Raw genomic sequence first — 15,027 nt, forward strand, 5'->3', positions numbered from 1 at the left:
ATTCTTTATTACTCTTTCTCCCATCCCCCACTCCCCCCATCTCCCCACTTTCTACCTAATGTCCACTTTGCACTGGTTGTGCGTCCTCATCTAAAGAAGGGGAACGTAAATCTTCTACCATCGCCTGAATTTCTGGTGGTGGTGGTGGGGTGAGGCGAGAAACTACTAGAGTGACTATTAAGTTAATTACCATACCTAAAGTACCGATGCCTTCGGGAGATACACCAAAAAACCAAGGCTGCATCCCGGTAAACTTGACACCAACGATGTAGATGATGGTAAAAATTAACCCTGTTAGCATACCAGCGATCGCCCCTTGGGAATTGGTACGCTTATCAAAAATTCCCAAAACAATGACAGGGAAGAAGCTAGCAGCCGCCAAACCAAAGGCAAAGGCTACCACCTCACTCACAAACCCTGGTGGGTTGACACCAAAATATCCAGCTAAAACGATAGATAAACCTACCATGATGCGCCCAACAAACACCCGTTTTTGTTCCGAGGCGCTGGAATCGATGATGCGGTAATAAATATCGTGGGCTACAGAACTGGAAATTACCAGCAACAAACCCGATGCTGTAGACAAGGCGGCTGCTAGCCCACCAGCTGCTACCAAAGCAATCACCCAAGGCGCGAGTTTTGCTACCTCTGGTGTGGAAAGGACAATGATATCCCGATCAATTTTAATTTCGTTGGTGTCTTTGCTGGGGGTTAATTGCAGACGACCATCTTTATTTTTGTCATCAAAAGCCAGTAGTCCCGTTTTTTCCCATTTATTTACCCAATCTAACTGTTGTACTTCTGTGACTGTCTGATTATTCAGGGTAGTAATCAGGTTATAACGGGCAAACATGGAAAGAGCTGGCGCAGTAGTATAAAGAATGGCAATAAATAACAGCGCCCAACCAGCCGAGTATCTAGCAGCCCGTACACTCGGTACTGTGTAAAACCTGACGATGATGTGAGGTAAACCAGCAGTACCCACCATCAAAGCAATCGTTGTGAACAAAACATCTATCATTGTTTTATTCACAAAAGGCTGAGTATATTCTTTAAATCCTAAATCAACCTGAATTTGATTGAGCTTAGTGGCAACATCACTAAAAGTAAATGCTAACTGCGGAATGGGATTACCTGTGAGTATCCAGGCGATCGCAATTGCCGGAATTAAGTAAGCTACAATTAACACACCATATTGGGCAACTTGTGTCCAGGTGATGCCCTTCATCCCACCCAAGACAGCAAAAAAGCCGACAATCACCATGCCGATGATCACACCTGTGTTGATGTCAACTTGCAAAAAGCGGCTAAAAACAATCCCCACACCCCGCATTTGTCCTGCAACATAGGTGAGAGACACGAAAATCGCCGCTACGACTGCAACTAAACGAGCAACATTAGAATAATAGCGATCGCCTACAAAATCTGGCACAGTATACTTACCAAATTTCCGCAGATAGGGAGCTAATAATAATGCCAGTAGTACATAGCCCCCAGTCCAACCCATCAGATAAATCGAACCGTCATAACCTAAAAAAGAAATCAGCCCCGCCATAGAAATAAACGAAGCTGCGGACATCCAATCGGCGGCGGTGGCTGCACCATTGGCAATTGAAGGTATATCTTGCCCGGCGACATAGAAATCTTTACTATTTTTGACTCGTGATTGCCAACCAATATAAATGTAGGCAACAAAAGAGAGTCCGACAATTAAAATCGTCCAAGTTTCAACTGACACTGTTTTTCCTTATTTCTGAATATTATGTTTGCGATCTAACTTGTCCATTTGGAAGGCGTAAATAAAAATCAATGCCACAAAAGTCAGGATTGATCCTTGCTGCGCTATCCAGAAGCCAAAAGGCACGCCAAAAAAACGTAAGCTATTCAGTGGTTGCACCAACAGAATGCTGAAAACGATAGAAACCAGCATCCAAACGATTAAAAGATTTCTAATTAAAGCAGTATTAGCACGCCAGTAAGAGCGTCGCTGATTTTCATTCATTGTTGTTAAGCATAAGTGCAACAAGATGATACCAAGAAGTTGTGATAACTCTGGATAATCCCTATGTATTTGTTAAATTTTGTAGTAAATATATACGTGGCAAAGATAACTCTTGAAGGTGTTTGAGCTTGCTTTGCCTATAGTAAAAATTTAATAAAATCTTAATTCTGTGTTCTTGGTGTTTCTGTGGTAAAAAATAATTGATTCAACCACAAAGGCACAGAGACACAAAGAGAAAATACTTGTGTATCAGGTGAGACAATTGTCTTGACTCGTAACAGCGTATAAATATTTGCAGCCAGGATAACCAGAAAATCTACCACGGAGATTATGCAAATGCAGCTGCTTGAATTACCTGATGTTACAGTCATTGCTGGAGAAAATGCCGTTCCTGTTGCTCAACTACCTGCTGTATGGCAAGACATTGCCAGAGGAGAGGTAAATATTGGACTCTCTCATCCACAAATTTATGTGGAAATGGCACAGTTGTTCTTATACAAGTTAGAACAGGGTGATGTGGATTTGTTTAACGAACGTCCAGAATTAGCTTACCTAAAATCATCGTTTTGTCAGCTATTTGGACAATTGGCACGAGAAACCCTAAATTTTTATGGTCATGATTTCATGACTCATAACTATCCCCAGTTTGAGGAAATTCTGTGGGATCTTAAATCAAGAGGTGCTGCTTACGCCGATGAAGTCAAAGTCGCGCAAATTGGACTAGAACTGTTTGAGGAGTTTGGTTATGAATTGCCAGCCAGTTTTTATCATGTGCATTTAGCACCAATTTACCGAGATCATGTATTTGAAGAACGCGCTTTGCGATTTGATCAGCGTGATATTCAACATAAACGTTCTTGGGATGCTATGCTTCATGCTTGTAAGGTATTTGCCATGCAGATGAAGGTACAGAGTATTGCTGCCAAATACGGTTTTACTTATCAGCATGGTTGCGGTTGTAACTCTCACCTATCTTCCATTGATGTATCAAGTGGAAAGTTTGCGTATGAATTAAGCCAAGAAAAACGCGATCGCTGGATTCGCAGTTTCATCTGGACTGCTTGGTATGAGTACGCTTTCTTCCCCATTGTACCAAATACTAGTTACTTAGTTTAATAGCTGACTTTTAAAAATACTCACAGGTGGGCATTGCCCACCACAATTTCATGCTAATGATTGATAAACTCTGGCGTGTGGTAACAATTATTGGGTTGATGTGGGGATGTTGGCTGTTAAATTCTCCTAGCATAGCAACAGCAGATTCTCTATCCTCTAATAAACAATCTAATGTTTATGAACAACGGACTATCCACAGTCCAGATGGCATTGGTAAATATTATCTTGGGCGAGAAATTGCCAAGTATATGGGACACTCAGGTGCAGGTTGGTTGGAACGAAGTAGCCGTGAGGTAGAGGAACAGCCAAGTAAGTTAATTAATGCCTTAAATTTACAACCTGGAGATGTAGTAGCCGATATTGGTGCTGGTACAGGTTACATTAGCTTTCAAATTGCGCCTTTATTAAAAGATGGTAAGGTTTTGGCTGTGGATATTCAGCCAGAAATGTTGGAGATTATTGAGTTTTTCAAACAGGAGAAAAAGATTGCTAACGTTGAGACTGTTTTAGCAACACCCAATAACCCCAATCTCCCACCCGCAAGTGTAGATGTCGCACTCATGGTAGATGCTTATCATGAGTTTGAGTATCCCCAAGAAGTGATGCAAGGAATTGTCCAAGCACTAAAACCAGGTGGTAGGGTGGTGCTGGTAGAGTATCGGGGAGAAAATCCTTTCATCATGATTAAACTTCTGCACAAGATGACGCAAAAACAAGTACGTCAAGAAATGGCAACTGTGGGTTTGAAATTGCGAGACACCAAAAATTTACTACCCCAACAACATTTGATGGTATTTGAAAATAATTCGTAATTCATATTAAGCGTAATTTATTCATCTGGATCGCAGCGAATTTCCACCATAAAGCCATCGGGATCGTAAAAGTATACACCTCTACCTGTAGGACGAGTCACAGGGCCATGAGCGATCGCAATATTATTATCCCTCAAAACTGCTACGGCTTGCTCAAATAAGCGAGAATCGATATCAAATGCTAAATGATAGGCTCTAGTAAAACTCTGTTCGGGATCTGGATTTGGTGGTGTTAAATCAGGTGTCCAAAATAAATCTAAAATCATCCCATCCGGGGTAACAAAGTTGGCAACTTTCCCAGCTTGAACTAGTTCTATCAAAGTTGCAGGTATTTCCTCTCCTGTGAGTTCATGTAACCCTAAGATATGGCCGTAAAAATGTCGAGAAGCTTGCATATCCTGAACATTTAAGGCAATATGATGTACCTTACGCAAGTTACCAGGTGCTAGAACGCTGTTTAGGGATTGAGGACTTGTGATCATAGCAATGACAGCATAACTTTTTTATAGTAGAGACGTTGCAATGCAACGTCTCTACATAATTTATGTGTATCATGATTAACGTGAAATGGTATCAACATCTTATCTCTGTGTCTTTATGCCTCCGTGGTAAAAAGTATTTTATTAAACCACAGAGACACAGAGAAAATCTTGCTAAATCCAAGATTTCAACCACATTCGCCATTTATAAGCCTCAGAAGACAGGGGTAAACCTAAATAAATCGGCATCCAGAAAATAAAAGCAGCGATAATTAAAAAAGCAACTGATACACCTACAACCCTGAGAGGGGGATAATAACTACGTAGGCACTGATCAACAAACCAAGCGATCGCTAAAAATGCAAACACTACAGCCGTCATATAATGATAGATAAAAACACACCGCGTCACCTTCACCCAAGGCAGTAAGTTAATCGCATAATTTAAAACTAGATATAGAGCTATCCAAGTATCAGTAGAAAGTTTGGTTGGAAAATAAAGTCGCTTTTGCTGTACTGAAGGAATCGCTACTTGAATTATGACCATTCCTAACAAAAATAATAAAGCACCTACACCAAACCACCATAAAAATGGATTGCCCATTGCATGAACATCGTAAATCACTTTTCCTGTGCCATTAGGCAAAGGCGGTCCCAACACAGGTAAAGGATCTTGAACATTTTGAGTTGTTTGGTAATAATAAGCCATTGGTCGAGTTAGCAACGGCCATTTATACCAAGCTGCACAATAAGGATGTACTTTTGGTGTATTTCCCCCCAGGCGTTCATGAAATGCGAGTATTTCTTCATGGACTTTGATAAACCCAAATTTGGGATTTATTTTCAGGTGAGGAAGCCAAAGTAAGCTATAAATTGTAGCTGGAACCATCCCCAAAAATAAGATAATTTGCTTAAACTTAATTTGGGCTAAATTTTTGAGTGCAGATAGGTTTTGGTTAGTGGGTTGCTGATAACTAATTGAGGGAAACGGTGAGTTATTGCTGGTATAAGCAGATAAATCATCTGTGATATCATTGGAGAAAAAGTTGACCAACCAACCCACACTCCAAATTAAATAAATACCCGCCAGAAAAAATAAACCATTCCACTTTGTAGCCACTGAAGCACCAAAAGCTATACCTGAAAACACTAGATATAACGTGCGTTTTTGATTTTGACTAGTTAAGGCTAATAAAAACAACCATTGCCCCAATAATCCAAAGATAACTATATAAATATTGATTAAGGCATAGCGAGATTCTACGAGAAATATGCCATCAAAAGCGGTGAATAAAGCAGCTAATAAAGCAAAGCTACGACGATAACTTAATTGATAGGCGATACCAGCCATAATTATCGGCAAAAATGAGCCGGAAAGGGCATTCATCCAACGATAACTTATAGGCGATCGCAAAGAACCCGTCAGTCCATTAACACCATCATGCCAAAAAGGAATATAATCGCTTAACCACATCCCCAAGGCAATCATATACTTGCCTAAAGGTGGATGACCATCAAAAAACGGTATGGAGTTAAGATAGTTATTGCCAAATTTAGCATAGTAAATCTCATCAAATACCAGCGTATTAAACCTATCTAGCCCCCAAAACCGCAAGGTGAGTGACAGCAAAAATATCCCCACCAACCCAATTCTGTACCAATTTTTAGTCATTAGTTATTAGTCATTCATTGGTCATTGGTCATTAGTCATTAGGCAATAGTCCTATACTCAGCACTCTCAAACTCCCTAATCTCTCCTTGTCTCCTTGCTTATCTAGTGATGGGATATTTTTATTTGGTAGTTCCCAGTATTTTTGCTTTTGGAGACACTGAATATACAAAAAAAGTAAGCGTTGCTTACCTCACTTAATTACTGTAGTCTCTTTTCAACAAAGAGAAGACTTGCAAATTGTGAAATTTGCCTTTCCAAAATCCATATTCTCTCAATAGTCCTTCCTCTACAAATTGTAAGTTCTCCAGTAACTTAATAGAAGCATTATTCTCCGGCAGCACAAATGCTTCAATCCGATTTAAATCTAATTGCTGAAAACCCCATTTAATAATCTCGCTTAAAGCTTCTGTCATCAAACCCTTGCGCCAATATGTTCTGGCAAGTTCGTAGCCTATTTCCGCCTGATAACGATTTTTAATACTATAGCCACAAGAACCAATGATTAGATTATCTTCTTTCCTGGCAATTCCCCAACGAATACCTTGTTGATTTTGAAATCTTTCTGCACGTCGCTCAATCAAAAATTTCGCCTGATCTACACTAGTAGCAGTATCTAGATCATGATACTTGGTTACTTCATCATCAGCAAAAATTTGAAAAACTGCTGGTGCATCAGCTAGGGTTGTTTCCCGGAGAATGAGGTTTTTAGTTGTTAGTTGGGGAAAGTTTTTAAACACAGCACTGAAGTTTTCCATATTTCTCTCAGAGGATGTTTGAAAAGTATGGGGCGAATATAATTCGCTACTACACAGGCAAAGTCTGCCTCCGCAGACTCATACAAAATCAAGGATTTCCAACCCACGGAGGTGGGTTTTGTCTGTGTAGACGCGATTTCTAATCGCCCATAAGAGCAACATATTAGACTTTTCAAACAACCTCTAAGACTTCATAACGAGGCTTTTAGTGATGAGGGGTATGAGGTGATGGAGATTTAGAGGCATAAAATCCTTACACCTCACACCTAGTTTCAATCAACAACCTTTATGGGCAAGTCCTGTGAGATCAGTTACTCCCACTCAATAGTTCCAGGCGGCTTGGAAGTAATATCGTAAACCACGCGGTTGACACCTTTGACCTCATTGACAATGCGGTTAGAAATGGCTTCCAGCACATCATAAGGTACACGCGCCCAGTCTGCTGTCATGCCATCTTCGCTCTTGACAATTCGTAAGACAATGGGGTAAGCATAGGTGCGTTGGTCACCCATCACACCAACACTGCGGACGGGTAGTAAGACTGCAAATGCTTGCCAATATTCGTTGTATAGACCGCGTTGGTTAATTTCTTGACGAACAATTAAATCAGCATCTCGGAGAATATTCAACCTTTCGGCTGTAACTTCACCTAAAATGCGAATTGCTAAACCAGGGCCGGGAAAAGGTTGGCGTTGGACAATTTCTTCTGGTAAACCGATAGAACGTCCGACTTTGCGGACTTCATCTTTAAATAACTTCCGCAGTGGTTCGACGAGTTTAAATCTCAAGTCTTTGGGTAAGCCACCAACATTGTGATGACTCTTAATTTTCACTGCTACCCGTTCGCCGGTTTGGGGGTCAACGTTGGTGTCAGCTGATTCGATGACATCGGGGTAGAGAGTACCTTGAGCTAAATAATCAAAGGGGCCGAGGCGTTTGGATGTTTCTTCAAATGTGCGGATAAATTCGTGACCAATGCGGCGGCGTTTTTCTTCTGGGTCTGTGACATGAGTCATGATTTCCAGAAAGCGATCGCGGGCGTTAACATACTCAACAGGGATATGAAACTGTTCTTGGAATAATTTCAACAACCTTTCTGGCTCATACTTCCGCATAAAGCCTTGGTCAATAAATACACAAGTCAGTTGCTCACCGATCGCTTTGTATAATAAAAAAGCCAAGGTAGAAGAATCTACACCGCCAGATAGCGCCAACAACACCCGTTTGTCACCAACTTTAGCGCGAATTTCTCGAATCGCTTCTTCGACAAAGGCGGCTGTCGTCCAAGTGGGTTCACACTCACAGATGTGGTAAACAAAGTTACGGATTAAAGCTAAACCACCGATGGAATGTACTACTTCTGGGTGAAATTGCACACCATAAAGCTTTTTCTCATGATCTGCAACAGCCGCACAGGGAGTATTTTCGGTATGAGCGAGTAATTCAAATCCTGGGGGCATTTTTGTCACTGAGTCGCCATGACTCATCCACATCGTCGTCCCATCTTCCACATTTGTCAGCAAGTCTGTGGGATCATCTATATATAATGATGCTTTACCATATTCGCCTCGGTCAGCTTTGGCTACTTCCCCACCGAGTTGATTAACCATCAGTTGCATTCCATAGCATACACCTAAAATCGGTACGCCTAAATTCCAGATTTCTGGGTCACAATGGGGAGCGCGATCGCTATAAACTGAACTGGGGCCACCAGAAAGGATGATGCCCTTGGGACTGAGTTGACGTAAATGTTCAGCCGAGGTGCGATAAGACAAAACTTCAGAGTATACTTGAGTCTCGCGGATACGTCGGGCAATCAATTCGGAGTACTGAGAGCCAAAGTCTAATATGACAATGATTTGACGCTCAAGCCGCCCAAACTCTTCTACTGTTTGTGGGGCTTGTTCGGTTGGTAGAGTCACCACTGTATTCATAATAAAAGAAGTGCGCTTTTAGAGGTAGATGGTTGCTTTGCGGTCTAAATTTGTTACCATTACTGCCGTACAGGCTGGTAAACGAGAAGATAATCCATAACTAACGCTAAGTAAATGCGCTAGCTGGGGAAATTTTGATCAAGTATTAAAACGTATAACTTACCCTAGAGTTGCTACTGAAAAAATTATTTATTTGGATTATTTATGATTATTCATAATAAATTAACATAAATTTTCCAGTAAGTTACAAGCAGTTTTGCTCTTTACAATAATTTTGCGATCGCGGTCAAATAAAATGGAACCGCAAATCGTCGCTGCTGCGCCTCTTTTACTGTGGCTTTGGATATATTCTTGGCTGCGAGTATCGATAGTTTGGGCGATCGCACTGTAAACTTGATTTACCCAATCACTACCTGTAGAACTATCTAATGTTCTTAAGTGTTTTAGCGCCGCTTCGGCTGTAGCACTATGAAACACAACTTCTATATCTGCTAAGTTTAATCCTGCTAAAGCACAGTGCGCCGCTAAGATTTCCCTTCGGCCATCAGCTAAGTGATGATGGGTATGAAAAATGCCCCCGGCTAGTTTTAGCAACTTACCATGATAGCCAAACAATAAGATTTCCTTAACACCCAATCTATCAGCCTCTACCAACATTGCCCCTAACCAATTAGCAGTTTTTACCAATTTCTCTGGGTTAATACCGATTTTTGGTGCTAAATCTAAGCCATTTTCGCCAATGCAAAATACCAAGCTGTTAAACTGACTAGCTTTGTGTTGTAATTCCTGGCGAAAAGCATCTAACTGAGCAGGTGTACTGAGAGGTTGAGAAATTCCCGTCGTCCCCAACAAAGAGAGTCCTTCCACCACCCCAAAAGCCGAATTAGAAGTACGCAAAGCAAGCGATCGCCCTTCTGGTAATATGACTGTCACCGTGATTTTTTCTGTTGGTGCTAGTAATCGACTTAAATTTTCCCGCAACAACTTCTGAGCATAACTATAAATAGCTGGTTGGTTATCCGCATTCAGTTGCTTACCAATTCCTTCGCCACCTTTAATAGTTACTTGCTCACCCTCAACTCCTCCCCACTCCACCAACGCCCAAATTGGTGTATCTCTAGTCAAATCCAGATTATCACCAGGATCACTGCGAGTTACAGCCAAAGCCATACCATCAGATAGTCCCGCTACCTGTTCAACCAGAATTTCTGCCACTTGTGCCGGCTCAATTAAGTCCACCATCGCCACTTGTAAAGATTGACGCTGACGTAACCAATGCAAAGCCGCAACAGCCGCCGCACAAGCAAAAACAGGTAAAGTATATCCGCTACGAATTGTCATTGGTCAATAGTCATTAGTCATTAGTCATTAGTCATTAGTCAATAGTCAATAGTCATTAGTCATTAGTCATTAGTCATTAGTCATTAGTCATTAGTCATTAGTCAATAGTCATTAGTCATTAGTCATTAGTCATTAGTCAATAGTCATTAGTCATTAGTCATTAGTCATTAGTCATTAGTCATTAGTCATTGAATAGTAATTAATTTACTCTCCCCTTGTCCCCTTCCTTGTCCCCTTGTCACGCCAGTCACCTCAACGGGGGAAACCCCCGCACGGTGCTGGCTCCCCTTGTCCCTCACTCCCTCACTCAGCACGCGGCTCATCGCCCCGCTACCGCTAACACCACTCAGCACTCATTACTCAGCACTCTCCAAAAGAACTTGCATATCTTCCCAAGAAATTTCTCTTTGGATGTAACGAGGGGCTTCAGGATTATAAGGGCTGGCTATGCGGTCAATACTGATAATTGTGGCTGTATCGGGGATCACGGGGATATCTGGATCAAAAGCCGTTGGGCGCATTAAGGAGCTAGAAAAGCCTTTGAAAATAGCTATTTTATCTTGCTCATCGGCAATTACTACGGTGACTAAGAGAACTTCTTGAGGATACTTTCTGGTGTATTGTTCTAATCGCTTACCAATAGAGTTCATGTTGACAGATGAAGATGGCGAATTGAAGCACAGTCAAAGATTACTGTGGTGTTGCGGAGCGTCCCTGCTTACCCAGCTTAATTAAAACAAAGTAGCTTAAATATAGTACATATATGGCTAGACCAACTATACCCAAGAAGCCTAGAAAAGCGGGTTTAGTGTTGTGATGGAAGTAGTCTTTAAACAGCAAGGGAGCTTCAAACCAGACGCTACAGGCAGGATTTTTTACAACATTGCTAGAAAAAGCACAACCCAAAAAGGGTACAAAGGCAATGGTTCCTAAAATAGCATAAACGGTTACAGCCCAGCGCCAGGAGGTAAAAAGTAACTTCAGCAAGCTGCTGGGTTGATATTCAATTTCGTCATTGAGATCCACCCAAAACCACAGTGAAATCGGTATGAGGATTTGCCCCATTAAGCCAGAGATAAAACTAACTGGGTACTGAGCAATCATCAGGTAGATGGTAATGGCTAAGAGGCTGGAAACTCGCAAATAAATCATTAACAACCGTTGAATGGCTTCCGTTTGTTGTACATAAGCCCAAATCAACAGAATAATGGGAATAATCATCAGAAATAATACTGCTAGTCGATAGTCAATCCAGACTAACTGACGAAACCAAACTTCATTTTCCATAGTTTTTGTCGAATATCATCAAAAATTTGCCTAGACAGCATTATATGTATAAAAGTCTGTTTTGATTTTTAAACCTGTACGTAAGCTCAAAACTGATTTCTCAAATGTGTATGAGACATTTGGTAGAAATTAATTCGGCGTTACTGAAAATCCTTGTAGAGACGTAGCACTGCTACGTCTCTACTTTTTCTTTATCAAGGTTTGACTGAGCAACGCTTAACACCATAACACTAGTTTTGGCTGGTTAGTTAACAACAGATCCCCGACTTGCCAAACAAATCGGGGATCTGCAAATCTACAAAATTAACGAAATTTATTCATCGTAGACTCTGCATTCAGCTGCATCTGGGTTATCATCGCAGTACTGTTCTAGAGAATTTTTCTTTTTGTCTTGGCGCTGGTGGGAGGCTTCAGCTTGCAGTTCTTCAACTGCATCCCAAGCCGCAGCACACTCTGCTGAGTTGCTACCTGATATATCACAGACAGCACGGGCTTGTTCTACTTCTTCTTGGATTTTTTCGTTAAGGTTTTGTGCTTGAGTGTCGGTCATTGCTTTAGTCTCGTTGTGTGTTGATAATAACAGTATAGAAAAGTTGCAAAAATTGCTATTTTTAGGTTCTATCGATCACCATTCTACCTAATCAGCTGGTGCAGCTATGATTGAAGTTTGATGTATCGATAACAATTACAACAAACTGTAGCTTCATACCATAATCCCTGATATTTTTTAAGATTTGAGAGTGCGAATACTATAAAACTCCAAGGGTACACTATGATCTAGTGAATGTAGTAGAAATGGCTACAACTAGCTTCCTAAGTTCAACCAGCACTAGGGAAAGACAAAAATCTCAACTACCAGTCACAACAGAAAAAGAAGTCCAAAACTCATGGTAGACCGAATGCAGTGGGTAAATGCCCTATCAACTCGTCCTTCTTTAGAAGCAGCCATAGCAGATGTGGTAGAACGGGCTGTCTCATCGTTAACAGCACCGCCTGATTTAGGACTGGTGTTTATTTCCTCTGCTTTTGCCAGTGAGTATTCTAGGGTTTTACCTCTACTAGCCGAAAAACTGGCTGTACCTGTAATTATTGGTTGTAGTGGTGGTGGTGTGATTGGAACTACTGCTGGTGGACAAACTCAAGAACTAGAAGCAGAAGCAGCGCTGAGTCTGACTTTGGCTCATCTACCAGGGGTAAACTTGCAAGTTTTTCACGTGATAGCGGAAGATTTGCCCGACTTAGATAGTCCTCCAGATGCTTGGATGAATTTAACTGGTGTGCCAGCATCACCAATACCCCAGTTTATTTTGCTATCTAGTGCTTTTTCTTCTGGAGTGAACGATTTGTTACAAGGGCTGGATTTTGCCTATCCTGGTTCGGTAATTTTGGGTGGACAAGCCAGTGCTGGGGGTATGGGTGGTCGTCTGGCTTTATTTTGTAATGATAAGCTACACCGTGAGGGTACAGTAGGCTTGGCGTTGAGTGGCAATATTGTTGTAGAAACTATAGTAGCTCAAGGATGTAGACCGATTGGTCAACCACTGCAAGTCACCAAGTCGGAACGCAACATCATCATAGAACTAGATGAGAAAGTTCCTTTGGTGGTGTTACGAGATTTGATTGCGAGTCTCAGTGAACAAGAACGTGCTTTAGCACAGAATTCTCTGTTTGTGGGGGTAGCAATGGATGAATTTAAGCTGTCTTTGCAGCAGGGAGACTTTTTAGTTCGCAGTATTCTGGGGGTAGATCCTGCTGGAGGTGCGATCGCTATCGGTGATCTAGTTCGTCCCGGACAAAGGTTACAATTTCACTTACGGGATGCTCAAACCTCAGCCGAAGACTTAGAATTTCTCCTAGAACGCTATCAACGACAAGGAATAGATGGTTCGACTAGTTCGACTATCGGCGCGTTAATGTTTGCCTGTGTTGGTAGGGGTGAAGGCCTCTATGGCAAACCCCACTTCGATTCTGGGCTATTTAGCCGCTACATCCCCAATGTCCCCGTCGGTGGTTTTTTCTGCGGCGGCGAAATCGGCCCTGTCGGTGGTAGAACTTTTTTACATGGATATACTTCAGTGTTTGGGATTTGTCGAGAAATTAGTAATGGGTAATGGGTAATGGGTATTGGGTATTGGGTATTGGGTATTGGGTATTGGGTATTGGGTATTGGGTATTGGGTATTGGGTAAGAGTTTTACTAATGACCAATGACTCTTCCCTATTGCCTATTGCCTATTGCCTATTGCCTAATCCCCTATCCCCTATTCCCTATCCGCACAAGAGTTTGCTGATTTGCTGTGTCAGTCCTATATTTTGCACTATTTTCTAACAGTAAAGTACTATTATTATCAATGAAAGCTGGTGTACCAGAATGGGCGATCGCTCCATAGGTTTGGATATAGTGGCGCACTTCTTGAGGAAATTGGGGATAATCTAAAAGGGCATCACCGTCGGCAATGGTTGCCCAAAAATCACGTAAACTGGGGGCTAGTTCTTGGGCTTGTGTTAATGATAAGTTTAGTGGGGATTGAGTTAGTAGTTTGACTAAGAAAGGAAAAGAGCGATCGCCCATCCATTGTCGTGATAAATGTTGTAAGTTGGGAAAATCTGGGACTGATTCCACTCGATGAGATAAAATTTGTAACCATTCTTTACCTTGTTGATCTCGATGGAATTCTAAAACTCTGTAAGGATGTGGATAACTCACTAAAGAACCAGTTGTTATATCATATACACCTCCAGTACAAGCAACATCTTGGACGTGTAAATGACCTGTAAATACTAACTTAACACCGTAACGTTGCAATAATTGCAGTACTTCTGGGGCATTTTCTAACATATAGCGAGATGCCATCGGATGATTGGATTGATGGGGTAAATGCTCGACTACATTGTGATGCACCATCACTAGTACCAATTCATCAACGGCTGCTGCTAGTACTTCTTCTAACCATTGCATTTGTTGAGCATCTAACCGTCCTAGCTGCTGTCCTTGTTGATTAAAAAAGTTAGAATTTAGCCCAATTAATCTGACTCCAGGTAGTAGTTGCTGAGTGTAATAAAGTTGGTCAGTATCTTTATAGCCGCACTTGCGATAATACTGAGGAAAATCAGCAATAGCAATTGATTGTTGATTCGCCATTAGTACAGGAACATCATGATTTCCCGGCACAACATAAGCTGGAAAAGGTAATTGAGATAAACGTTCTTGTAACCAAAGATGGTTCTCTGGTTCGCCGTGTTGAGTTAAATCTCCTGGTAGCAATAAAAAATCTAAATCAAGTTGTGTTAAACGTTCGATGACGCTATCCAAGGCTGGGATACTTACTTCTACCAAATGAAACCTGCTAGGATGATCCCAAATTGTGTGAGGAAGCGCGATGTGTAAGTCGCTAACTACGGCAAAGCGAAAATTTAGCACCATTTATTTCCAAAATTATTAAAAACGGTAATTAAAGTAAGCCTTTTCCAAAAAGTATAACCTTTGCTTCGCCAACGTGCAGAACGGAGAATTTAGTTAATATTTGTTAATGAGTAATGGGTAATGGGTAAGAAGTTACTCGACTTGTGTTGAGTTTTTATATACCAGCACAAGCTATGCCAACAAGAATCAAATACGAGTCTTATAGAG

At 41.4% G+C, this 15,027-nt stretch carries 15 protein-coding genes; 3 read left to right on the forward strand and 12 right to left on the reverse strand.

The window, feature by feature from the left end:
- Positions 1 to 55: 55 nt before the first annotated feature.
- The 3 genes from FD725_RS19445 to FD725_RS19455 form a co-directional block, all read right to left on the reverse strand.
- Positions 56 to 1,738, reverse strand: a complete 1,683-nt coding sequence (locus FD725_RS19445; RefSeq protein ID WP_179049664.1) for a sodium:solute symporter family protein — start codon at positions 1,736 to 1,738, stop codon at positions 56 to 58.
- 9 nt (positions 1,739 to 1,747) lie between these two features.
- Positions 1,748 to 2,002: a DUF4212 domain-containing protein gene (locus FD725_RS19450; protein ID WP_179049665.1), complete on the reverse strand. Its 255-nt coding sequence runs from the start codon at positions 2,000 to 2,002 to the stop codon at positions 1,748 to 1,750.
- A gap of 161 nt (positions 2,003 to 2,163) precedes the next feature.
- Positions 2,164 to 2,325 (reverse strand): hypothetical protein, encoded by a 162-nt coding sequence (locus FD725_RS19455; RefSeq protein WP_179049666.1) that lies wholly within the window; start codon positions 2,323 to 2,325, stop codon positions 2,164 to 2,166.
- 13 nt (positions 2,326 to 2,338) lie between these two features.
- Here FD725_RS19455 and FD725_RS19460 point away from each other — a divergent pair, with 13 nt between their 5' ends.
- Positions 2,339 to 3,118 carry a hypothetical protein gene (locus FD725_RS19460; RefSeq protein WP_179049667.1) on the forward strand — a complete coding sequence of 260 codons (780 nt, stop codon included), beginning with the start codon at positions 2,339 to 2,341 and terminating at the stop codon, positions 3,116 to 3,118.
- Between the two features lie 50 nt (positions 3,119 to 3,168).
- On the forward strand, positions 3,169 to 3,930 hold the full coding sequence (locus FD725_RS19465; RefSeq protein WP_179049668.1) for a class I SAM-dependent methyltransferase: 762 nt from the start codon (positions 3,169 to 3,171) through the stop codon (positions 3,928 to 3,930).
- A 17-nt stretch (positions 3,931 to 3,947) separates the two neighbouring features.
- On the opposite strand, the gene FD725_RS19470 is transcribed toward FD725_RS19465, so the two are convergent.
- From FD725_RS19470 to FD725_RS19505, 8 genes are all read right to left on the reverse strand, one after another.
- Positions 3,948 to 4,412, reverse strand: a complete 465-nt coding sequence (locus FD725_RS19470; protein ID WP_179049669.1) for a VOC family protein — start codon at positions 4,410 to 4,412, stop codon at positions 3,948 to 3,950.
- A 171-nt stretch (positions 4,413 to 4,583) separates the two neighbouring features.
- A complete protein-coding gene (locus tag FD725_RS19475) occupies positions 4,584 to 6,080 on the reverse strand; it encodes a dolichyl-phosphate-mannose--protein mannosyltransferase (protein ID WP_179049670.1) in 1,497 nt (498 codons plus the stop codon).
- A gap of 194 nt (positions 6,081 to 6,274) precedes the next feature.
- Positions 6,275 to 6,835, reverse strand: coding sequence for a GNAT family N-acetyltransferase (locus FD725_RS19480; protein ID WP_179049671.1), 561 nt, complete (start codon positions 6,833 to 6,835; stop codon positions 6,275 to 6,277).
- Between the two features lie 311 nt (positions 6,836 to 7,146).
- Positions 7,147 to 8,769: a glutamine-hydrolyzing GMP synthase gene (gene guaA / locus FD725_RS19485; RefSeq protein WP_179049672.1), complete on the reverse strand. Its 1,623-nt coding sequence runs from the start codon at positions 8,767 to 8,769 to the stop codon at positions 7,147 to 7,149.
- Positions 8,770 to 8,991: 222 nt separating this feature from the next.
- Entirely contained in the window at positions 8,992 to 10,104 is a 1,113-nt protein-coding gene (cbiD, locus tag FD725_RS19490; RefSeq protein WP_179051598.1) for a cobalt-precorrin-5B (C(1))-methyltransferase CbiD, read from the reverse strand.
- Positions 10,105 to 10,466: 362 nt separating this feature from the next.
- Positions 10,467 to 10,760, reverse strand: coding sequence for a hypothetical protein (locus tag FD725_RS19495; protein WP_179049673.1), 294 nt, complete (start codon positions 10,758 to 10,760; stop codon positions 10,467 to 10,469).
- A 40-nt stretch (positions 10,761 to 10,800) separates the two neighbouring features.
- Positions 10,801 to 11,397, reverse strand: coding sequence for a DUF3177 family protein (locus FD725_RS19500; RefSeq protein WP_179049674.1), 597 nt, complete (start codon positions 11,395 to 11,397; stop codon positions 10,801 to 10,803).
- Between the two features lie 313 nt (positions 11,398 to 11,710).
- Positions 11,711 to 11,947, reverse strand: coding sequence for a Calvin cycle protein CP12 (locus FD725_RS19505; protein WP_179049675.1), 237 nt, complete (start codon positions 11,945 to 11,947; stop codon positions 11,711 to 11,713).
- A gap of 337 nt (positions 11,948 to 12,284) precedes the next feature.
- Between FD725_RS19505 and FD725_RS19510 the strand changes: the two genes are divergently transcribed.
- Positions 12,285 to 13,508, forward strand: a complete 1,224-nt coding sequence (locus FD725_RS19510; RefSeq protein ID WP_179049676.1) for an FIST N-terminal domain-containing protein — start codon at positions 12,285 to 12,287, stop codon at positions 13,506 to 13,508.
- A gap of 142 nt (positions 13,509 to 13,650) precedes the next feature.
- On the opposite strand, the gene FD725_RS19515 is transcribed toward FD725_RS19510, so the two are convergent.
- A complete protein-coding gene (locus FD725_RS19515) occupies positions 13,651 to 14,820 on the reverse strand; it encodes a metallophosphoesterase (protein WP_179049677.1) in 1,170 nt (389 codons plus the stop codon).
- Between the last annotated feature and the right edge of the window lie 207 nt (positions 14,821 to 15,027).

The organism is Nostoc sp. TCL26-01, assembly GCF_013393945.1.
Classification (GTDB): domain Bacteria; phylum Cyanobacteriota; class Cyanobacteriia; order Cyanobacteriales; family Nostocaceae; genus Trichormus.